Origin of the sequence: Pseudoxanthomonas sp. LjRoot127, assembly GCF_964253495.1 — a bacterium.
GTDB lineage: Bacteria > Pseudomonadota > Gammaproteobacteria > Xanthomonadales > Xanthomonadaceae > Pseudoxanthomonas_A.
In genome coordinates this window covers 3,841,862-3,861,187 of record NZ_CAXUQR020000001.1, presented here as the reverse complement: position 1 = coordinate 3,861,187, position 19,326 = coordinate 3,841,862, and the positions used below count along the sequence as shown (strand labels likewise).

The 19,326-nt window shown below is 67.6% G+C and carries 20 protein-coding genes; 4 read left to right on the top strand and 16 right to left on the bottom strand.

What is annotated here, in order from left to right; genetic code table 11:
- Positions 1-13: 13 nt before the first annotated feature.
- The 7 genes from flgG to ACSQ19_RS18225 all read right to left on the bottom strand — a co-directional run bounded on the left by flgG (position 14) and on the right by ACSQ19_RS18225 (position 6,364).
- Positions 14-799, bottom strand: coding sequence for a flagellar basal-body rod protein FlgG (flgG, locus tag ACSQ19_RS18255; protein ID WP_185896369.1), 786 nt, complete (start codon positions 797-799; stop codon positions 14-16).
- A 924-nt stretch (positions 800-1,723) separates the two neighbouring features.
- Positions 1,724-2,476 (bottom strand): flagellar basal body rod protein FlgF, encoded by a 753-nt coding sequence (locus ACSQ19_RS18250; protein ID WP_435998971.1) that lies wholly within the window; start codon positions 2,474-2,476, stop codon positions 1,724-1,726.
- Positions 2,477-2,504: 28 nt separating this feature from the next.
- The gene (gene flgE / locus ACSQ19_RS18245) at positions 2,505-3,725 is read right to left on the bottom strand and encodes a flagellar hook protein FlgE (RefSeq protein ID WP_299343369.1); all 1,221 of its coding nucleotides are present in this window, start codon (positions 3,723-3,725) and stop codon (positions 2,505-2,507) included.
- A 34-nt stretch (positions 3,726-3,759) separates the two neighbouring features.
- On the bottom strand, positions 3,760-4,440 hold the full coding sequence (locus ACSQ19_RS18240) for a flagellar hook capping FlgD N-terminal domain-containing protein (protein WP_435998968.1): 681 nt from the start codon (positions 4,438-4,440) through the stop codon (positions 3,760-3,762).
- 26 nt (positions 4,441-4,466) lie between these two features.
- Positions 4,467-4,874, bottom strand: coding sequence for a flagellar basal body rod protein FlgC (gene flgC / locus ACSQ19_RS18235; protein ID WP_296281855.1), 408 nt, complete (start codon positions 4,872-4,874; stop codon positions 4,467-4,469).
- 11 nt (positions 4,875-4,885) lie between these two features.
- Positions 4,886-5,272 carry a flagellar basal body rod protein FlgB gene (gene flgB / locus ACSQ19_RS18230; protein ID WP_435998965.1) on the bottom strand — a complete coding sequence of 129 codons (387 nt, stop codon included), beginning with the start codon at positions 5,270-5,272 and terminating at the stop codon, positions 4,886-4,888.
- A gap of 138 nt (positions 5,273-5,410) precedes the next feature.
- Positions 5,411-6,364: a chemotaxis protein gene (locus ACSQ19_RS18225; protein WP_296281858.1), complete on the bottom strand. Its 954-nt coding sequence runs from the start codon at positions 6,362-6,364 to the stop codon at positions 5,411-5,413.
- 253 nt (positions 6,365-6,617) lie between these two features.
- On the opposite strand from ACSQ19_RS18225, the gene flgA reads away from it, so the two are divergent.
- The 4 genes from flgA to ACSQ19_RS18205 all read left to right on the top strand — a co-directional run bounded on the left by flgA (position 6,618) and on the right by ACSQ19_RS18205 (position 9,435).
- Positions 6,618-7,265 (top strand): flagellar basal body P-ring formation chaperone FlgA, encoded by a 648-nt coding sequence (gene flgA, locus ACSQ19_RS18220; RefSeq protein ID WP_436001030.1) that lies wholly within the window; start codon positions 6,618-6,620, stop codon positions 7,263-7,265.
- A 168-nt stretch (positions 7,266-7,433) separates the two neighbouring features.
- Positions 7,434-7,742, top strand: a complete 309-nt coding sequence (gene flgM, locus ACSQ19_RS18215; protein WP_435998963.1) for a flagellar biosynthesis anti-sigma factor FlgM — start codon at positions 7,434-7,436, stop codon at positions 7,740-7,742.
- Positions 7,743-7,747: 5 nt separating this feature from the next.
- Positions 7,748-8,092 carry a flagellar protein FlgN gene (locus tag ACSQ19_RS18210; protein ID WP_296281863.1) on the top strand — a complete coding sequence of 115 codons (345 nt, stop codon included), beginning with the start codon at positions 7,748-7,750 and terminating at the stop codon, positions 8,090-8,092.
- 98 nt (positions 8,093-8,190) lie between these two features.
- A complete protein-coding gene (locus ACSQ19_RS18205; protein ID WP_435998960.1) occupies positions 8,191-9,435 on the top strand; it encodes an ATP-binding protein in 1,245 nt (414 codons plus the stop codon).
- Positions 9,436-9,625: 190 nt separating this feature from the next.
- On the opposite strand, the gene ACSQ19_RS18200 is transcribed toward ACSQ19_RS18205, so the two are convergent.
- The 9 genes from ACSQ19_RS18200 to ACSQ19_RS18160 all read right to left on the bottom strand — a co-directional run bounded on the left by ACSQ19_RS18200 (position 9,626) and on the right by ACSQ19_RS18160 (position 19,115).
- Entirely contained in the window at positions 9,626-9,901 is a 276-nt protein-coding gene (locus ACSQ19_RS18200; protein ID WP_436001028.1) for a GIY-YIG nuclease family protein, read from the bottom strand.
- Positions 9,885-11,600: an EAL domain-containing protein gene (locus ACSQ19_RS18195; protein WP_435998958.1), complete on the bottom strand. Its 1,716-nt coding sequence runs from the start codon at positions 11,598-11,600 to the stop codon at positions 9,885-9,887. Before ACSQ19_RS18195 ends, ACSQ19_RS18200 begins: the two co-directional genes overlap by 17 nt.
- Positions 11,597-12,220 (bottom strand): histidine kinase, encoded by a 624-nt coding sequence (locus tag ACSQ19_RS18190; protein WP_435998956.1) that lies wholly within the window; start codon positions 12,218-12,220, stop codon positions 11,597-11,599. Before ACSQ19_RS18190 ends, ACSQ19_RS18195 begins: the two co-directional genes overlap by 4 nt.
- A 125-nt stretch (positions 12,221-12,345) precedes the next feature.
- Positions 12,346-13,536: a methyl-accepting chemotaxis protein gene (locus ACSQ19_RS18185; protein ID WP_296281866.1), complete on the bottom strand. Its 1,191-nt coding sequence runs from the start codon at positions 13,534-13,536 to the stop codon at positions 12,346-12,348.
- Positions 13,537-13,768: 232 nt separating this feature from the next.
- Positions 13,769-14,836: a protein-glutamate methylesterase/protein-glutamine glutaminase gene (locus ACSQ19_RS18180; RefSeq protein ID WP_435998954.1), complete on the bottom strand. Its 1,068-nt coding sequence runs from the start codon at positions 14,834-14,836 to the stop codon at positions 13,769-13,771.
- Positions 14,836-15,438 (bottom strand): chemoreceptor glutamine deamidase CheD, encoded by a 603-nt coding sequence (cheD, locus tag ACSQ19_RS18175; protein ID WP_296281868.1) that lies wholly within the window; start codon positions 15,436-15,438, stop codon positions 14,836-14,838. Before cheD ends, ACSQ19_RS18180 begins: the two co-directional genes overlap by 1 nt.
- Positions 15,435-16,346: a CheR family methyltransferase gene (locus ACSQ19_RS18170; protein WP_299343677.1), complete on the bottom strand. Its 912-nt coding sequence runs from the start codon at positions 16,344-16,346 to the stop codon at positions 15,435-15,437. The genes cheD and ACSQ19_RS18170 overlap by 4 nt, the downstream gene beginning before the upstream one ends.
- A gap of 98 nt (positions 16,347-16,444) precedes the next feature.
- Complete coding sequence (locus ACSQ19_RS18165; protein WP_435998951.1) at positions 16,445-18,676, bottom strand: methyl-accepting chemotaxis protein; 2,232 nt, start codon at positions 18,674-18,676, stop codon at positions 16,445-16,447.
- Positions 18,677-18,767: 91 nt separating this feature from the next.
- The gene (locus tag ACSQ19_RS18160; protein WP_436001026.1) at positions 18,768-19,115 is read right to left on the bottom strand and encodes a hypothetical protein; all 348 of its coding nucleotides are present in this window, start codon (positions 19,113-19,115) and stop codon (positions 18,768-18,770) included.
- Between the last annotated feature and the right edge of the window lie 211 nt (positions 19,116-19,326).

Genomic DNA, 19,326 nt, shown 5'->3' with positions numbered 1-19,326 from the left:
GTGGAGTGAGGCGTCAGACGTTGTTGTTGAGGTAGCCGAGCATCGAGTCGGTGGTGGAGATGGCCTTGGCGTTCATCTCGTAGGCGCGCTGGGTCTCGATCATGCTCACCAGCTCTTCCACCACGTTGACGTTGGAGCCTTCCAGCGAACCCTGCACCAGACTGCCCAGCCCGTTGAGGCCGGGCGTGCCGTTCTGCGCGGGGCCGGAGGCGGTGGTCTCGACGTAGAGGTTCTCGCCCTTGGCCTGCAGGCCCGACGGATTGACGAAATCGGTCAGCGTCAGCGAGCCGATCTCCAGCGCCTGCGCCTGGCCCGCCATGGTCACGCTGACGGTGCCGTCATTGCCGATGGTCATCGACTGCGCGCCTTCCGGCACCTGGATGCCGGGTTGCACCGGATAGCCGCTGTTGGTGACCAGTTCGCCCTGTGCGTTGATCTGGAACGAACCGTCGCGCGTGTAGGCCGGCGAGCCATCGGGCAGAAGCACTTCGAAGAAGCCGCGGCCGTTCACCATCACGTCCAGGGAGCGGCCGGTCTGTTGCGGGTTGCCCTGCTGGAAGTCCTTGGACGTCGACACCACGCGCACGCCGGTACCGAGTTGCAGGCCGGAGGGCAGCTGGGTCTGCGACGAGGTGGAGCCGCCGGGCTGGCGGACCTGCTGGTACAGGAGGTCCTCGAAACTGGCGCGGTCGCGCTTGAAGCCGGTGGTGTTGGTGTTCGCCAGGTTGTTGGAGACCACGGACATGCGCGTCTGTTGCGCGTCCAGTCCGGTCTTGGCGACCCAGAGGGCCTGGTTCATGGCGTGGTTCCTCGCGGGGTGGAAGGGGTGGAACCGCGCGGTGCGGTTCCTCGCTTCCTCTCAGGCAAGTCCTGTGCCGGAATGGGTGTCGTGGTTCTGGCGCTGGGATTGGCGCCGAAATGGGGCGGAGGTTCCGGTCGCGGCGTAGGCGTGGCGGAAAACCGGCGGGGCCTGGCGTTAGCCCCTCTCCCTGCGGGAGAGGGGTTGGGGTGAGGGGCAACGAAGCCGGTCTACCCCGGCTATCAGCGACTTTTCCACATCCTCCGTTCACTCGAAACGCACAATCATGATGAACGTGTTGAGTGCGTCTTTCGTAGGCGGGGCTTTGGGTCAGGCATGGCGCCGCTCGCCGCGGGGGCCTTACTTTTCTTTGCTTGTGCAAAGAAAAGTAAGCAAAAGAAACACCCCCCGGCGGTCCGCCCGCCGCTGCGCGGCGGGTTCGCAGTCGCGGCAGGAATTTTCGGACGGGGCATCCTGCCCCGGCCGAAAACGCCGCACATCCATGTGCGGCGCCCCTGCGGGGTTTTACCCGCCGCGACTGCCGGACCTCAGGGGCCCCAAGGGCGGCGTCTGACTGACCAAGGCGCGCTTTTGCCGTTGCTGTTGCCTTCGGGCCCCCATGAGGCACGGCGAGTGGGCCGGGTAAAACCCGAAGGGCGCCGTCATGGATGACGGCGTTTTCGTATGGCACATGGATGTGTCATACGAAAATTCCCGGCCCGCTCGCGGACCCGGAGCGAAGCGCAGGGCGTGCCGCCTGGGGTGTGTTTCTTTGATTCTTTCTTTGCACAAGCAAAGAAAGAATGCCTCCGCGGCGAGCGGCACCATGCTTGAGGCTAGTGAACGCATCCAATGAACGCATCCAACGAACGAACGTCGTGCGCTCAAATACCATGAACGCATCGCGCTTATGGTGCTTGTTGATCAACCACCCAACCGCAGCAGCTGATTCGACGACTGCGCCATCTCGTCACCCGTGCGGATGACCTTCACCTGCATCTCGAACTGCCGCTGCAACTGGATCATCTGCACCAGCGCACCGGCCGCATCCACGTTGCTGCCTTCCAGCACGCCCATCGTCAGGCTGTTGCCATTGGCTACCGGCAACGCCGGCGCCTGCGGATCCGAGGGACGCATCAGGCCATCGCCGCCCCGGGCGAGCTGCGACTGGGCGGCTTCCACGATGCGCATGCGACCGACGATGGCCATCGTCTGCGGGCCTTCGCCTTGCGGGATGATCGACACCGTGCCGTCCGCACCGATGTCGATCGACTGTGCAGGCGGGATCGCGATGGGATTGCCGTTGTCGTCCAGCACCGCGCGGCCACCGGCGGTGACCAGTTGGCCGTTCGGGGTGACGTTGAGCTCGCCGTTGCGCGTGTAGGCCGTGCCACCATCGGCGGCCTGCACGGCCATCCAGCGGTTCGGCTGCAGCGAGATGTCGAGCGAACGGCCGGTGACCATCTGCGATCCGGTGCGCCCGTCGAACCCGGGATCGATCAGCACGGCATCGACGCGCGAGGGGAAACCCTGGCCCTGGATCTTGAAGGCTTCCGTGCCGGCGAGCGCCGCCTTGAAACCCTTCGTGTCCACGTTGGCGAGGTTGTGCGACACCGTGCCCTGCGCCTGCAGCGAAGCGCGGGCGCCGGTCATCGCGACGTAGAGTGCCTTGTCCATGCGTCAGCCTCCGTCGGCCGTGCCGCCATCAACGGATGTTGATGACGGTCTGGGTGATCTGGTCCTGCGTGGACAGCATCTGCGAGTTCGCTTGGAAGTTGCGCTGCGCCACGATCATGTTGACCAGTTGCTCGGTCAGGTCGACGGTCGAAGCTTCCAACGCGCCCGAGGCCACCTGGCCGAAGTCCGACGTGCCCGGCGCGCCGATACGCGGTTCACCGGATGCGAAGCTGTGCGTCCACGTGTTGTTGCCCTGCGACACCAGACCCTGCGGATTGGTGAAATTGGCCAGGCCGACCTGGCCGATGGCGCGGTCCACACCGTTGGAATAGCGCGCATACACCACGCCTTCCGGCGAAACGCTGAACTCGTTGAGCTTGCCGGTGGCGTAGCCGTCCTGGTTCTGGATGCGCTTGGCGAACTGTTCGCCGTACTGCGTGGTGCCGCTGATGTTCATCGTCATGTTGAGCACGCCGGCGCCGGTGCTGGGCGTGAACGGTGCCAGCGTCACCAGGCCGTTGGCCGGCGCGGTCAGCGTGCCGTTGTTGTCGAACTGCACGGTGGTCGGTGCGCCCATGGAGGCGCCGTCCACATAGGTGTGCATCTGCCACTCGTTCGGGTTGGCCGTCTTAACGTAGTACACGGCCTGCTGGTGGGCCACGCCGAGCGAGTCGTACACCGTCACCGAGGTGGTCTCGTTGTAGCTGGCGCTGTCGGTGGGCGAGAACGGCGCGATCGTCGGCTGCGACGCATTGCCGGGCAGGGTCACGCCCAGGTCCACGTTGGTGGTCGGCGAGGGCGCACTATCGGTGGTCAGCAGCTGCAGGTCGACCAGGTTGCCGGTATCGAAGCCTACGCCGTCGGCGCGCGGCGGGAACACCTGCAGGCGGTAACCGTCGGGCGTGGTGACGAAGCCATTCGCGTCGCGCTGGAAGTTGCCGGCGCGGGTATACACGTTGGTGCCGTTGTTGCTGACGGTGAAGAAGCCTTCGCGGTCGATCGCCAGGTCCAGGTAGCGGCCGGTCTGGTTGATGTCGCCCTGCGAGAACTGCTGGGCCACGTTGGTCACCCGCACGCCCGCGCCGATGCCGTTCTGCAGCAGGCCGTAACCGGTGGTGGAGAACACCTCGGCGAACTCCGCGCGCGACTCCTTGAAGCCGCTGGTGTTGACGTTGGCGATGTTGTGCGAGGTAACGTTGAGGTCGGCATTGGCCGCCCTCATGCCGGACAGCGAGCTGTTGAAAGCCATGGAAGACTCCTTGCTGGATGCGGTGGGAGTGAGGTCAGGACGCCGACTTGCCGATGCGCAGCACGTAGTCGAGCGGGGCGGTGCCCAGGCCGGGCAGGTTGAGGTACAGGCCGTCGGAGCCGATGGTCACGCTTTCCACGGTGGCGTCGACGTACGTATTGAGCGCGGTGCCGGTGCCATCGCTGCCGGTATGCGTGGCCTTGATGGAGTACGCGCCGGCCGCCGCGCGTTCGCCGGTGGCCTTGACGCCATCCCAGACGAAGGCGGTTTCGCCCTTGCCGGTGGATTCGACGTCGATGGTGTCCACGACCACGCCACTGGCATCGGTGATCTCGAACGTCACCTTGCCCGCACCCGGGGACATGACCAGGCCCGTGGCATTGCCGGTGGCAGGCAGTGCCACCGAACTGGACGGCACCACGACGGAATGGCCGACCAGCGCCGCGCCCTTCAGCACCTGGTCGCCGGTCAACGCAGAGGAGAAACCGCCGACGGTGGTGTTCAGTTCGCTGATGCCCTGCACGGTCGAGAACTGCGCCAGCTGCGCGACGAATTCGCTGTTGGACAGCGGCTTCAGCGGGTCCTGATGGCTCAGCTGCTCGGTCATCAGGCGCATGAAATCGGCCTGGCCCAGCGTGTCGGCCTTCTTGGTGGTCGCCACACCCGAGGAGGCGGTATTGATGGCGGCGAACGGATCGCCATTGATGGTGGTCATGTGCGTGGTCGCTCGGTGGCGGGGCGTCAGCGGCCCATGGTCAGGGTGGCCAGGGCGAGTTCCTTGGCCGTGTTCAGCACTTCCACGCCGGCCTGGTAGCCGCGCGACGCCGAGATGAGGTTGACCATCTGCGAGACCGGATCCACATCGGGCGCGTAGACGTAGCCGTCGCCGTCGGCCATCGGGTGGCCGGGCTCATAGCGCTTGATCGGTGGCGCATCGCTCTGGCTGATCTCCTTCACCTGCACCGACGTAAGCGAGCCGTCGCCGCGCAGCGGGCGCGCCTGGAACACGGGCTCGATGGGCTTGTAGACCGCATCCGCGGACGAGGCGATGGAATCGGCGTTGGACAGGTTGCTGGCGATCGTGTTCAGGCGCACGGACTGCGCCTGCAGCGCGGAACCGGCGACGTCGAAGATGGGCAGGTTGCTCATGGCATGCCTCCTTACTGGCCGGTGATCGCGGTGAGCATGGTGCGCACCTTGGATTCGATGAAGCTCAGCGAGGCGCGATACTCCAGCGCCGCGCGGCCATAGGCGGCGCGCTCGGTGTCGGCGTCGACGGTGTTGCCGTCCAGGCTGGGCTGCACGCCATCGCGTTCGAACATGCGCGGGGTGGCGTCCTGCAGGGTGAGGTGCAGTTCGTTGGTGGTCCGCAAGGGCGCGGCCCTGGCGGCGGCGTTCTTCAGGGCAGCCTGGAAGTCCAGGTCCTTCGCCTTGTAGTTCGGCGTGTCGGCGTTGGACAGGTTGCTGGCGATCAGCTGCATGCGCTGCTCACGCAGCGGCAGTGCCGCCGCATGGACACCGAGGTAGTTGGAGATGGGATTGGACATGGCACCGCTCCGGCAGACCGTTGCCGGGGATGCTGCAAGGCGTGTGCCAGAACGTGCTCTTCCTTCGCCCCGTGCGGCGGGGAGAAGGTGCCCGAAGCGCGTGCCCCATACTCGATACGGGGGCGGATGAGGGGCGCTTTACGCCGCCATTTGCGCTGCCGCCACCTGGTTCAGCCGGAACAGCACGTGCTCGGCCAGCTCGTGCGGGCTGTACTTCGCCACGAAGGCGTTTGCGCCCACGCGTTCGACCATGGCGTTGTTGAACACGCCCGACAGGGACGTGTGCAGCAGCACGTAGAGGCCGGCCAGGCCCGCATGGCGCCGGATTTCCGTCGTCAGCGTGTAGCCGTCCATCGCAGGCATCTCGATGTCGGAAATGACCATGGCGTAGCGTTCGGCCGGGTTCTCGCCGGCGGCGTGCACCTGCAAGAGGTGGTCCAGCGCCTGGCGCCCGTCGGATAGCAGGGTGGCAGTGACGCCCAACTGCTCCAGTACGCTGCGGATCTGCGAGCGCGCGACACGCGAGTCGTCGACCACCAGCACCTGCATCGGCGGGGCACCGGCGGGCAGGGCCATCTCCGGCGCCAGCGTGGCGTCCATGCGCGACTGGCAGATGTCCGCCAGCACGCTTTCCACGTCGATCACTTGGATCAATTCGCCCTGGAAACGCGTCACCGCGGTCAGGAAGCTGTTTTCCGCGCCCAGTTCCGGCGGCGGATGGATGTCTTCCACCGCGATGTTGACGATGCGCTCCACGCCGCTGACCAGGAACCCCTGGATGGACCGGTTGAACTCGGTGACCACCAGGTAGTTGGGCGCGTTCTCGGGATTGGGGTCCCGCTCGGGGTGGCGGATGCTCAGTCCCAGGTCCAGCACGGGGACGGAACGGCCGCGCACGTCGGCCACGCCCACGAATTCGGTGGGCAGTCCGGGAAGCTGGAACAGGGGCGGGCGGCGCAGGACTTCCTGCACCTTGAAGACGTTGACGCCAAAAAGCTGACGCCCGCCCAGGCGGAACAGCAGCAATGCGAGGCGGTTGTGGCCGGCCAGGCGGGTGCGCTGGTCGATGCGGTTGAGCAGGTCCTGGGTCATGGACAACTTATCGGCACGCCCAAGGGGTGCTTGAGCGGCGTTGCACTTTCCTTCGCCCCGCCTGCGGGGAGAAGGTGCCCGGAGGGCGGATGAGGGGCGGGCGCGGCGCCTGATCGAGCGCCGGCGCGTCATCGCTTCGTTCGCCCCTCACCCGCCTTCGGCACCCTCTCCCCGCTGCGCAGGGCGAGGGGCAGGAACTGGCACACGCTTTGCACCCACCCCGCCGATGAACCACCGGAGCCCGCCCATGCTGCTGCGCCTGACCACCGCCCTGATCGGCGGTCTGACCGCATGCGCCGTGCTCGCCGCGGACTTCCAGCCGGTCGACAGCATCAAGGCCGCTGCCCTCGGCGCCTTGCCTGCGGGCAGCGAAGCCGAGGCCACGCTCGATCCCGCCCTGCGCCTGCCGCGCTGCGGTGCCGCGCTGGTGGCGCGCATCCAGGGCAGCAACAACGTGGAAGTCAGTTGCCCGCAGGATGCCGGCTGGCGCCTGTTCGTGCCCGTGCGCGTGCGCCGCAGCCAGACCGTGCTGGTGCTGGCGCGTGGCGTGGCGCCAGGCGAGACCATCACCGCCGATGCCTTCGTCGCCGAGCGCCGCGATGCTTCCCGCGTCGTCGGGGCGGCTGTCGCCGATCCGGCGCAGGCGGTGGGCCGGGTCGCGCGACGCATGCTTTCTGCCGGGACGGTGCTGGCGTCGACCGACCTGGTCGCGCAGCGCCTGGTCCGGCGCGGCGACAATGTGGCGCTGGTGTCCCGGCGCGGGGGCGTGGAAGTCCGCGTCGCCGGCAAGGCATTGGCCGATGCAGGCGAGAACGAGCGGGTGACCGTCGAAAACCTGTCCTCGCGCCGCGTGGTGCAGGGTGTGGTCGGGCCGGGCGGCGACGTCTGGGTGAGTCGATGAAAATAATTCGCGATCGGCCCTCAAGATGTCCCGCGGGGTGCCGATACCGACGCTGGGTGGAAGGACATCGGGCAGAAAACGGGCCTTCCTCGGAATTGTGCGATCCGTCACTAAAGTCGACCGGGTGGCGGCCGATAACTCCTTTGAACCCTGTTACAGGTGACTGACATGAACCAGAAAATCGAAGGCACTCCCCCTGCCGCCATCCGCAGCACAGGCCCCTTGGGTGGCCGTGTCGCCCCGGCGGGCGCCGACCGTTCCAGCCCCGTGGAAGCCAGCGCGGCAGGCGACAGCCTGCGCCTGACCGGCGAGGCCACCAGCCTGCAGGCCATGCAGCGCGAACTGTCCACCGCCCCGGCGATCAACGAGGCACGCGTGCAGGCCGTGCGCGAAGCGCTGCAGGCCGGCACGTACAAGATCAACGGCGAGGCCATCGCCGACGGCATGCTCGGCCTGGAAGACCAGCTGGGCGGCTGAGCACCATGACGCACGCCCCCCTCCAGCGACTGTCCGCGGCCCTGGAAGAGGAGCGTCGCGCCATCGTCGAGCACGACGTGGAAGCGCTCGTGCGCTGCACCCAGGACAAGCTGGACGCGCTGCGGGCGCTGGAAGGCGCCGCCGCCGGCTACGGCTTCCCGGACGAACTGCGCCAGCGCCTGGCCGAACTCGCCGACATGAACCACGCCAATGGCATCCTGCTGGCGCGTCGGCGTCGCGAAGTGAACTGGGCGCTGCGCCACCTCGGCCGCACCGAAAGCCACGGCGCCTACGACGCCCAGGGCCAGACATCGACGAACGCCGCCCCGCGTCCGATCGCGGTGGCCTGAGCCCGGTGCCGGATCCGCAAACTGCGACACCGCACCTTGCCGCTCCTGCGGCCGCGCCGGATACTGGCGCCCCATCATCGCCGCCACCCGATCCATCCGTGGCCACAGACCCGCTGACGAATCCGCCTTCCGGCGCCTGCACCGTGGACGACATCCCGTCCTTCGCCGATCTCAAGGCGCTGGCCGAACTGATGGACGATGGCTACCTGCTGTGCCGTGGCGATGCGCGTCCGTTGCACGCCAATGCAGCCGCCCGCGCGCTGGTGAACGATGAAGGCGACGTGCTGGCCGCGCTGTCCCGCCTGTTGCCCGCCGACGCGATCCGCATCGCGCGCGAGACCGGGCGCTGGAATGCCGACCTCACGCTCGACGACGGCCTGGTGCTGCAGGTGCGCGCGTACTTCCACGACAGTCCGGGCGGCGGCCACTGCATGGTCGTGTTCCACGACGTGAGCGAGGCGCATGCGCGCCAGCAGGAACTGCAGCGTCGCCATGCACAGCTCCGGCAGACGCTGGTGCGGCTGGCCGGTGCGCAGGAGCAGCTGGTCCAGTCGGAGAAGATGGCCTCCATCGGCCAACTCGCGGCCGGCGTTGCGCACGAGATCAACAATCCGATCGGTTACGTGCACTCGAACCTCGGCTCGCTGCAGGAATACCTGCACAGCCTGTTCTCGCTGATCGAAGTCTACGAGCGCGCGCTGCGCCTGCCGGACCCGAAGACGATGCTGCCCGAGATCGAGGACCTGCGTGCACGCGCCGACATCGACTTCATCACCGGCGACCTGCCGCAGCTGATGTCCGAGTCGCGCGAAGGCATCGAGCGCGTCACCGCGATCGTGCGCAACCTCAAGGATTTTTCGTACTCCGGGCGCGACGACAGCTGGAAGTCCGCCGACCTGCATGCCGGCCTCGATTCCACCATCAACATCATCTGGAACGAGCTGAAGTACAAGGTCACCCTGGAAAAGCAGTACGGCAAGCTGCCGCTGGTGCAGTGCCGCCCCTCCGAGTTGAACCAGGTGTTCATGAACATCCTGCTCAACGCCAGCCATGCCATCGACGAACGCGGCACGATCACCGTGGCCACCGGGGTGGAGGGCGACGAGGTGTGGATCGAGATCCAGGACAGCGGACACGGCATCCCCGACGAGATCCTGCAGCGCATCTTCGATCCGTTCTTCACCACCAAGCCGGTCGGCAGCGGCACCGGGCTGGGCCTGTCGATTTCCTACGGGATCGTGAAGAAGCACAACGGGCGCATCGAAGCGCGCAACGTGCCGGGCGCCGGCGCCTGCTTCCGCATCGTGCTGCCGATCCGGCAGCCGAGTCTCGACGCGGCGTGACATCACTTCCTTCTCCCCGCTCGGCGGGGAGAAGGTGCCCGAAGGGCGGATGAGGGGCGAGCGCAGGAATAAACCTCGCGGCATACATTGCGATTGTTGCGATGGCGCCGCATGTCCCGGCTCTTGGTCTTCGTTCGCCCCTCACCCGCCTCCGGCACCCTCTCCCCGCTTCGCAGGGAGAGGGGGTGTGTCAGGACTCGAAGAACGCCAGCTTCTTCGCCCGCGGCAACCGTTTGAGGTGCGCTTCCGCACGCGATGCCGCACTGCGGTCGGGATACGCGCGGCTGGCCAGCAGCTGCACGGGAGGATTCGCACGCGTGTACTTCGCGCCGGTCCCGGCGACATGCGCGGCGTAGCGTGCGTCGAGGCGGTTGGTGATGCCGGCGTAATACGCGCCGCTGCGACACTCGAGCAGGTACACGCACCAGCGACCCGGCGCGTCGTCGGCGTCAGGCGTGCGCACGATGGTGCGGCTGGTTCTCGTGCGTGGTGAATGCCTGGCGGATGTGTTCGCGCAGGTCGTCATCGTTCCACGGCTTGGTCAGGAAGCGGTAGATCTCGCCGCGGTTGATCGCCTCGGTGACGGTCGCCAGGTCGGTGTAGCCGGACAGCACCAGCCGGATCGTGTCAGGGTAGAGCACGCGCACGCGGCCGAGGAACTCGGTGCCGCTCATGTCCGACATGCGCTGGTCGGACAGGATGACTTGCACGTCGTTGGTGGCCAGCAGCTCGAACGCGTCGGTGACGTTGCTGGCGGCCAGGATGCGGTAGCCATCGCGACGGAACAGGCGCACCAGCGAGCGCAGGATGTTCTCTTCGTCGTCGAGAAGCAGCAGGGTGCGGTCGGGCTTGGTGGCGGCGAAGGCATCGGCGCGCAGGTAGCGGCGGCGCAGCACCGCGCCGGCATCCTCGGCCGACATCGGCTCGCCGAACAGGTGGCCCTGGAACATGTCGCACTGGTTCCTGCGCAGGAAGCCCAGCTGCGTATCGGTTTCCACGCCGTGCGCGATGACTTTCATGCCCAGCTGGTGGCCCATCGCGATGATGGCGCAGGTGATGGCGACCTCGCGGTTGCCCGAGGGCACGCCCTTCACGAAGTTGCGGTCGATCTTGATCTTGTCCACCGAAAAGCGGACCAGCGAATCCAGGTTCGAGTCGCCCATGCCGAAGTCGTCCAGCGTCAGCCGCACGCCTTCGCGGTGCAGCTGCGCCAGCGTGCGGTGGACCAGGTTCATGTCCTTGGCGAGCGCATTCTGGCGCACCTCCAGGACCACCATCTGCGGCGGGATGCCGGCCTCCTGCATGGCCTCCAGGACTTCGGGCACGAAGCTGGGGCGCAGCAGTTGCAGCGTGGACACGTTGACCGCGATCTCGAAGTCGTCGAAGCCCCAGTCGCGCCAGACGCGCGCCTGCTTGAAGGCGTTGCGCAGCACCCAGTCGCCGATCTGGACGATGACGCCCAGCTTTTCGGCCACGTGCATGAAGCGCTCGGGCACCAGCAGGCCAAGGGCCGGCGAGTACCAGCGCAGCAGCGTCTCCATGCCGACCACGCGTCCGTCGTGGGCATTGATCTGCGGCTGGTAGAACAGGCGCAGTTCGTTGTGGTGGATGGCATTGACGATCTGCCGCGCGATGATGCTGTCGCTGCGTGCGGTGATCGCCGCGCCGCGCCGGTACAGGCGCACCAGGTTCATGCCTTCGTGCTTGGCCTGTTCCATCGCGCTCTCGGCGCATTGCAGCAGGCCAGACGGCGTGTCGGCATGTTCGGGACACAAGGCGATGCCCAGCGTGCCGGTCAGGAACAGCGTGTACGGCAGCACCGTCATCGGCAGCTCGATCTGCTCGCGCAGCAGCTCGCCGAAGCGTTCGGGCGGCAGGGTGCCGGGCGAGCGCGGCACGGCCACGATGAACTCGTCGCTGCCATGGCGCCAGGCGCGCGCCTCGGTCCCCAAGGCCTGCTGCAGGCGGTCGCTGAGGATCGCCAGGGCTTCGTCGCCGACTTCCACGCCCATGTTCTCGTTGATCGAGCGGAAGTGGTCGATGTCGACGTACAGCAGCATCAACGGCGTGCCGTCGTGGGTGGCGGCCTCGACCATGCGCAGCAGGTCGGGTTCGCCGGCCCCCAGGCGCGGCAGGCGGGGCAGGTGGGCGTGCTCGGAGTTCACGCGGGATCGGCGGATGTGGCGGGCAGGGACCCATAGGGTAGGCGAAGTCGCCATGGCGCGTCCGGGACGACGACCAGTTCGCCCCCCGCCGCGTTCGCCAGCGCCTGCAGCAGCGGCCGCGCATCCACGTCGGCCTGCACCTGCATGTCCACGGTGAAGCCGCCGCGGGGATCGGGATCGCCGTTGAGCGCGAGGATGATGCGGCCGCCCGCGTGGGCCACTTCCCGGGCGATGGTCTGGACGATGCGGAACGCGACCAGGGCACGGTCGGCGCCGGGTGCGTGGGGCAAGGATGCGAGTGTCAACGTGCTGCCGGGGAACAGGCGTTCGTACTCGGCCCGCAATGCGGCGTCGAGCCCGATCGAATCGAGTTGCGGCGGATGCAGCGTGGCATGCAGGTCGCGCACGAGGGCGACCGCCTCATCGCTTGCGCGGATGATCTCGCGCAGGTCCTCCTGGCGGATCTCCGCGTCATCCTCCGACTGCACCAGGTGCGCTCCCATGCGGATCGCCGACAAGGCCTGGCCGACCTGGTTGTGCAGGGCGCGCCCGACCCGGTGGCGGTCGGCTTCCTGCAGGTGGAAAAGCTGCAACAGCAGGTCGTCGGGAGAAGGCGGCATGGGCGCGGCGCGGGCGGGAACGGCGGCAGTATGCCAGTCGTGCCGCCGTGGCATGGCGGAGCGGCCCTGAATGCAGCGGGGCGGCCATCGCTGGCCGCCCCGTGCGTGTCATCCGGTGGCGGGGGTCAGAACAGCTCGACCGTGCCCGCGCCCATGTTCTGCTGGGCCACCGGCTTGTGCGGCGGACGTTCCCATTCGGTGCGCTGGTCGCGCAGGCGGTTGCCGATCAGGCGCAGCGCGCTGAGCAGTTCGTTGTCCGTCGCGCCGCCGGTACGGTGCAGCAGTTCCTGCAGGGCCAGCGCTTCCTTGTTGATCGCGGTCAGGCGGTCCAGGTGGGTCTGCGCACTGCCCAGCGACTGCGTGGCGATGTCCTCGAACTGCAGCGAGCGGACGGCATCGGCGACGCTGGCGTCGATGGCGTGGCCGCACATCGAGACTTCGCGCATGCCGTCGCCCAGCGAGGCGTTGATCGCCGCAACCTGGTTGAGCATGCCGGCGGCTTCGGAGCGGGCTTCACGCGAGCGGTCCAGGTCGCGCGAGGCCATGTTCGACACGGTGTCGCGGACCTTGGCAATGGATTCCTTCGAGCTGTGCGCCAGCTTGCGGATCTGCTCGTTGAAGGCGGTGGAGCGCTCCGACAGGTTGCGCACCTCGTCGGCGACCACCGCGAAGCCACGACCGGCTTCGCCGGCGCGCGCGGCTTCGATGGCGGCGTTCAGTGCCAGCAGGTTGGTCTGGTCGGCGATCGACTTGACGTCTTCCAGCAGCGAGAAGATGCCATCCAGGTGCTGCGCCATGTCGTCGATGTGGTGCACCGTGGTGCCGCTCTGGCCGGCGACCTGTTCCAGCGCCTCGACCAGCTGTTCCATGCGCTGGCTGGCGTTCTGGGCGAAGCGCGCCACGTCCACGCCGGCACGGTCGCCGTCGCCGTTGCGGTCGATGATCCGGGAGATGGCCGCACTCTGTTCGCGCGACTTGCGGTTCATCGCGTCGAAGCTGCCGCCGAGGTTGCTGACCGCCTCGCGGATCAGTTCCCGTGCGCGGTCGATCTCGCTGCGCGAGCCTTCGATCTCGTTGTTCACGAAGCGGCGCAGCTCGGTCAGCAGCGCATCCTGTTCACGCACCACGCTGGCATGCTCAGGGGAGATCTGGTGCGAATTGACGGCCGTCAGCCAGGCGAAGATCAGCCAGGCCAGCGTCAGCGACGTCAGCAACGCCCACTGCACGGCGTTGGGCCAGTCGAAGCCGACCGACAGCGGGAACAGCAGGGTCAGGAGAAGGGGTGCCGCAAGACGAACCAGGATGCGCGAGTACATGGGTGCTCTCTGATGAAGCTCACTGATGAGTATCGGCCGTGGGGAACGGCTCTTTAGGCGGGAAATCGCGCGGTTTTGCTGTGGCGGGCGATCTGTGACCGCCATTGCCGCTTGTGCGACCGGCGGTTGTGGGAGCGACGTAAGTCGCGATGCTCTTCGTTCAGGCATCGCCGTCGCGTCATCGCGACTTACGTCGCTCCCACATCAGGCTCGCAGCGGCGATGCCGCACGCTCAGGCAATCGCCGCCGCCAGGTCGAGCAGGCGTTGGGCGATGCGTTCCAGCGGCAGCGCCTCCTTGGCCGCGCCCAGGCGCATCGCGGCTCCGGGCATGCCCCAGACCACGCTGGTGGCTTCGTCCTGCACCAGGGTCGGCGCACCGGCCTGGCTCATCTCCAGCAGGCCGCGGGCGCCGTCGTCGCCCATGCCGGTCAGGATGGCGCCGACCGCATTGCCCCCCGCGCTCTGCGCCACCGAGCGGAACAGTACGTCGACCGCCGGCTTGTGGCGGTTGACGGCGGGGCCGTCGTCGATGCGGGCGCGCCAGCGCGCACCGTCGCGGATGATCCGCATGTGCTGGCCGCCCGGGGGCAGATAGGCGTGGCCGGGCAGGATCGCTTCGCCGTCGCTGGCTTCGCGCACGGCCATTGCCGAATGGCGGTCAAGGCGTTCGGCGAAGGCGCGGCTGAAGCCCGCGGGGATGTGCTGGGTCAGCACGATCGCGGGCGCGTCGGCGGGCATCTGTTCCAGCACCACGCGCAGCGCTTCGGTGCCGCCGGCGGAGGCGCCGATGGCGATCAGGCGGTCGGTGGTGCGGAAGCGCAATGCCGGCGGCGCCGGCAGTGCCGCATCGAGGTTCACGCGTGGCGCGCCGGTGCGGGCCAAGGGCCGTACGCGCGCCTTCGCCGCCGTCTTGACCTTGGCGATGATCTCGTCGGAATACGCCTGCAGTCCGCTGGCGACATCGAGCTTCGGCTTGGAAACGAAGTCCACCGCGCCCAGCGACAGCGCCTGCAGCGTGGTATCGGCGCCGCGCTCGGTCAGCGAGGAGATCATCACCACCGGCATGGGCCGCAGGCGCATGACGTTCTCCAGGAACGCCAGGCCGTCCATGCGCGGCATTTCCACGTCGAGCGTCATCACGTCGGGATTGAGCCGCTTGATCTTGTCGCGCGCCAGCAGCGGGTCCGCGGCGGAGCCGACGACCTCGATGCCGGGGTCGCGCGACAGGATTTCGGTCAGGATCTGGCGAACGACCGCCGAGTCGTCGACGATCAGCACGCGGCAAGGATTCGTACTCATCAGAACAGCTCCACGCCCCCGGTGACGGGCGCCCTGGACAGGCGCGCGCGCGCGGCGGATTCGGCGGCCAGCACTTCGGCATCGTGGGCGTGCGGCAGGCGCTGCACCACCGCGCGGCCGCTGTCGGCGAAGTACCAGACCTTGCGCGGATGGATGCCCCGCAGGTCTTCCGCCACCACCGGGATGCGCTCGGCATCGAGGTAACGGCGCACGAATTCGGCGTTGCGGGTACCGACCGGATTGCTCGTGAAGCCCTTCAGCACGTTGGCGCCCCCGAACACCTTGGCCTGCAGGCGGCTGCGCGCGGCGCCGCGCTTGAGCAGGTCGTTGATCAGCAGTTCCATCGCGTAGCTGCCATAGCGCGCGGGTGCGCCGTCGCCGACGTTGCCGTCCGGCAGCAGGAAATGGTTCATGCCGCCGAGTTTCAGCAGCGGATCGCGGATGCAGGCGGCCACGCACGAGCCCAGCACGGTGACCAGCGCGGTGTGATCGTTCACCACCAGGTACTGCGTGGGCAGCAGCTTGGCGGCATCGGTCTTGAAGCGGATGTCGTGGTAGCGCATCACGCTGCCATCGGCGAAGGCGGCCGCGGCGGCGCTCATGCGGCGGCCCCGGCGCGCCGGTACAGCGTGCGCCCGCAGGGCTGGATGATGTCCGCGGCGTGCAGGTAATTCTCCGAGTGCCCGGTGTACAGCATGCCGTCGTCGGCCAGGTGCGGCACGAGGCGGGTGAGGATGCTGCGCTGGGTCGGTTTGTCGAAGTAGATCATCACGTTGCGGCAGAACATCGCCACGAACGGGCCCGCCACGTCGTAGCGTGGCGCCAGCAGGTTGAGCGGACGGAAGTCGATCATCTGGCGCAACGCCGGATGCACGCGGCACTTGCCCTCGTTGGGGCCGCTGCCGCGCTGGAAGTAACGCCGCTTCAGCGCGTCGTCCAGGCCGGCGATGCGTTCGATCGGATACACGCCGCGTTCGCCGGTGGCCAGCACCTGCGTGTCGACGTCGGTGGCCAGGATGCGCACCGGCGGCGTCAGCGTGCCGTAGGCCTCGCAGGCCGAAATGGCGATGGAGTAGGGCTCCTCACCGGTGGAGGCGGCGCAGGACCAGATCTTCAGCGCTCCGTCGTTGCGCCGCTTGGCGAGTTCTTCCTGCAGGCGCTCGAAATGGTGCGGTTCGCGGAAGAACGAGGTCAGGTTGGTGGTCAACGCATTGGTGAAGGCCTGCCACTCGTCGCCGCCGTCCCGTTCCAGCTGGTCCAGGTAGTCCTTGAAGCTGCGCAGGCCCAGCGCACGCAGGCGTCGCGAAAGGCGGCCGTAGACCATGTCGCGCTTGCCGTCGGCCAGGGCGATGCCTGCCCGTTGGCGGATCAGGTCGGCGACGCGGCGGAAGTCGCGGTCATCGAACTCGAAATCACGCGCGCCGGTCGCGGCGGCGTCGTCGCGAGGGGGCGGGGCGGAGGTCCGTCGGGTCGAGGTAGCCGGAGCAAGGGGGCGGGTACTGACGGACATGGAGGTCTCGCAAGAGCGGGGTACTGGCGGTCATGCCGCCGGGGTCCGTCCTGTGGACGGGCCCCGGCGCGCGACCGGGACGATGCAAACCGCGTGCCTCAGAATTCCTGCCAGTCGTCACCGTCGGCAAGGGCGGGCTCCAGCACCGTCGAGGCGGTGCGGGCGACCGGCTTCGGCGTTGCGGCGGTCGGGGCGGCCGCGGCCTTGGCCGGCTTGGCGGCGGCCACGGGTGCGGAGTGGGCATGCAGCTTGAACACCGAGACGGACTCGCTGAGCGACTGCGCCTGCTCTTCCATCGAGCGGGCGGCGGCCGAGGCTTCCTCCACCAGCGCGGCGTTCTGCTGGGTGGTCTCGTCCATCTGGGTGATCGTCTGGTTGACCTGCTCGATGCCCGCCGACTGCTCCTGCGAGGCCGCCGAGATCTCGGCCATGATGTCGGTCACGCGCTGCACGCTGGCGACGATCTCGCCCATCGTCGCGCCCGCCTGGTTCACCAGCTTGGAACCGTCGGCGACCTTGTCCACGGACGTCTCGATCAGGCCCTTGATCTCCTTGGCCGCATTGGCCGAGCGCTGGGCGAGCGTGCGTACTTCGCTCGCCACGACCGCGAAACCGCGGCCCTGTTCGCCGGCACGCGCCGCTTCAACGGCGGCATTGAGCGCCAGGATGTTGGTCTGGAAGGCGATGCCGTCGATGACCGAGATGATGTCGGCAATCTTCTTCGAGGACTGCTCGATGTCGCGCATCGTGGTGACGACCTTGCCGACCACCTCGCCGCCCTGCGACGCGACGGACGCGGCGCCGATGGAGAGCTGGTTGGCCTGGCGGGCCGATTCCGCGTTCTGGCGCACGGTGGAGGTCAGTTCCTCCATGGACGCTGCGGTTTCCTCCAGGTTCGCCGCCTGCTGTTCGGTGCGACGCGACAGGTCCGCGTTGCCCGACGCGATTTCACCGGCGGCGGTGTTGATGGAGCCGGAGGCGTCCTGGATGCGGCCGACGATGTCGGTCAGCTGGGCGACGGTGGCATTCGCATCGTCGCGCATGGTGGCGAACACGCCGTGGAAATCGCCTTCCATGCGGGCGGTGAGGTCCCCGCGGGCGATGGCCTGCAGCAGTTCGGAAACTTCGGCCAGGTTGCCGTCGGTCGTTTCCATCAGCTGGTTCAGGCCGTCGATCATGTCGCGGAAGTCGTACTGGTACTTGTCCACGTCGCCGCGCTGGCTGAAGTCGCCGGAGGAGGCCGCCATGGCCAGGCGCTTGATCTCGCCGTTGATGGCCGAGAGGTTGGCCTTGGTGGCGTCCATCGTCTCGGTCAGGTTGGCCTTCTCGCCGGGCAGCTTGGGCATGTCCAGGCTCAGGTCGCCCACCGAGTAGCGCTGCATGATCTTCAGCGCGTCGCCGATGGCCTGCAGGTGCGAGGCGACCAGCGCGTTGGTGTCGCGCACCATGCGGCCGTATTCGCCCGGGAACGCGCTGTCGTCCATCCTGTAGCTGATCTGGCCTTCGTCGTGGCGTGCGGCCATTTCGCTCTGTGCGGCGATGACCGACTGCACCTGCGTCTGCATGCGCTGCATGGCGCTGAGCAACTGGCCGACCTCGTCGGAACGGCTGGTATCGATCTTGCCGTCCAGCTTGCCGGCGGAGACATCGTTGGCCACGCGCACGGCTTCGCCGACCGCATTGGCGATGGCACGGGCGAAGAACCAGGCCAGGGCAAGGCCACCGACAATGCCTGCCACCAGCATCACGACCATCAGCGTGCTGGAGGCCGTATAAGTGCTGTGGGCGTTCGTGCTGGCGGTCTTGGCCTGCTTGTCGACCACCGTGATCAACGTGGAGAGTGCAGCCGTCGCCTTGCGGTGCTGGTCGCGCGTCGCGCCGATGAACGTGTCCACGGCATCGTCCGGCAAGCCCAGGTCCAGCATCTCTTGAACGTCCGCGTAGGACTGCTGAGCCGCCTTCCATTCCTTGACGAAGCTGTCGTAAGCCTTTTTCTCGTCGGCGTCGGTGATCAGCTTGGCGTAGTCCTTGCTCGCCTGCTCGATCCTCTTCTCGGTTTCGCCGGCAAGTTTCCTTGCCTCGGCCTTGACGGCGTCGCTCGCGCGCACGTGCTGGCGATAGGAATTGGTCCGGTATTCGCCCAGCAGACTCTGCAGATCGCCGGCGGCCTTGACGCTGGGCACGACGTTGCCCGTCACTTGGGTGGTGACACCGTTCAACGAGTTCAGGCCGACGAACGCGGCGATGCCCTGGACCAACATCAGGGCCAGCACGACGCCGAAGGCCAGCATCATCTTCGTCGTCAGTTTGAGGTTCTTGATCCGCTGCATGGGGATTCTTTCCTTTACCGGGGCGCGCGCCGCGCCGCTCTCATTGGCAACCAGGGCGGGGCAGGGCGCGCGGCCCTGCCCGTGAAGCGGATCAGCGGATCGTCGCCAGCTTCAGGTTCGACGGCGAGCTCACCACGATCTCGGCACGCGACTGGTCGCGCTCGATGTTGCCGATCACGCAGACATCCTTGCCTTCCAGCTCTTCCGGCGCCGGCTTGAACTTGGCGCGGGCGTCGCCCGGAATGCGGGCAGTGAACGTGTGGCGCGGGAAGTTGCCGCCCATGTACAGGAAAGTCGGGGTGCCTTCGGTGTTCTCGGCGAAGCGGGCCTTGCCCACCTTTCCGCAGACGGTGCCGGCCTTGCCGGTGAAGCGCGCGGCCATGTCGGCGGGGATCGCATTGTCGATCTGCGACTGGCTGCTGGCCGGCGTGGGCATCATCAGGGCGGCGCCGGCGGCGACGAGGGACAGGGTCAGGACGGATGCGATCTTCATGCCAGTAACTCCGGAGGGGCAGGGATGGTGGGAAACACTCACCGCCTGAGATCGGCGCCCCGCCGCCAAACTTGAGACCTCGGACGCTTCAGGAAGCGGTGATGCGCACGAGTGGGAGCTGCATCACAGTTCGTGGCCGCTGGCGCGCGGCGGCGGC

Bases quoted from the DNA above. Each gene is read 5' to 3' on its own strand.
- flgG (WP_185896369.1), bottom strand. From the start codon at position 799: ATGAACCAGGCCCTCTGGGTCGCCAAGACCGGACTGGACGCGCAACAG.
- ACSQ19_RS18250 (WP_435998971.1), bottom strand. From the start codon at position 2,476: ATGGACAAGGCACTCTACGTCGCGATGACCGGCGCCCGCGCTTCGCTG.
- flgE (WP_299343369.1), bottom strand. From the start codon at position 3,725: ATGGCTTTCAACAGCTCGCTGTCCGGCATGAGGGCGGCCAATGCCGAC.
- ACSQ19_RS18240 (WP_435998968.1), bottom strand. From the start codon at position 4,440: ATGACCACCATCAATGGCGATCCGTTCGCCGCCATCAATACCGCCTCC.
- flgC (WP_296281855.1), bottom strand. From the start codon at position 4,874: ATGAGCAACCTGCCCATCTTCGACGTCGCCGGTTCCGCGCTGCAGGCG.
- flgB (WP_435998965.1), bottom strand. From the start codon at position 5,272: ATGTCCAATCCCATCTCCAACTACCTCGGTGTCCATGCGGCGGCACTG.
- ACSQ19_RS18225 (WP_296281858.1), bottom strand. From the start codon at position 6,364: ATGACCCAGGACCTGCTCAACCGCATCGACCAGCGCACCCGCCTGGCC.
- flgM (WP_435998963.1), top strand. From the start codon at position 7,434: ATGAACCAGAAAATCGAAGGCACTCCCCCTGCCGCCATCCGCAGCACA.
- ACSQ19_RS18210 (WP_296281863.1), top strand. From the start codon at position 7,748: ATGACGCACGCCCCCCTCCAGCGACTGTCCGCGGCCCTGGAAGAGGAG.
- ACSQ19_RS18190 (WP_435998956.1), bottom strand. From the start codon at position 12,220: ATGCCGCCTTCTCCCGACGACCTGCTGTTGCAGCTTTTCCACCTGCAG.
- ACSQ19_RS18185 (WP_296281866.1), bottom strand. From the start codon at position 13,536: ATGTACTCGCGCATCCTGGTTCGTCTTGCGGCACCCCTTCTCCTGACC.
- ACSQ19_RS18180 (WP_435998954.1), bottom strand. From the start codon at position 14,836: ATGAGTACGAATCCTTGCCGCGTGCTGATCGTCGACGACTCGGCGGTC.
- cheD (WP_296281868.1), bottom strand. From the start codon at position 15,438: ATGAGCGCCGCCGCGGCCGCCTTCGCCGATGGCAGCGTGATGCGCTAC.
- ACSQ19_RS18170 (WP_299343677.1), bottom strand. From the start codon at position 16,346: ATGTCCGTCAGTACCCGCCCCCTTGCTCCGGCTACCTCGACCCGACGG.
- ACSQ19_RS18165 (WP_435998951.1), bottom strand. From the start codon at position 18,676: ATGCAGCGGATCAAGAACCTCAAACTGACGACGAAGATGATGCTGGCC.
- ACSQ19_RS18160 (WP_436001026.1), bottom strand. From the start codon at position 19,115: ATGATGCCCACGCCGGCCAGCAGCCAGTCGCAGATCGACAATGCGATC.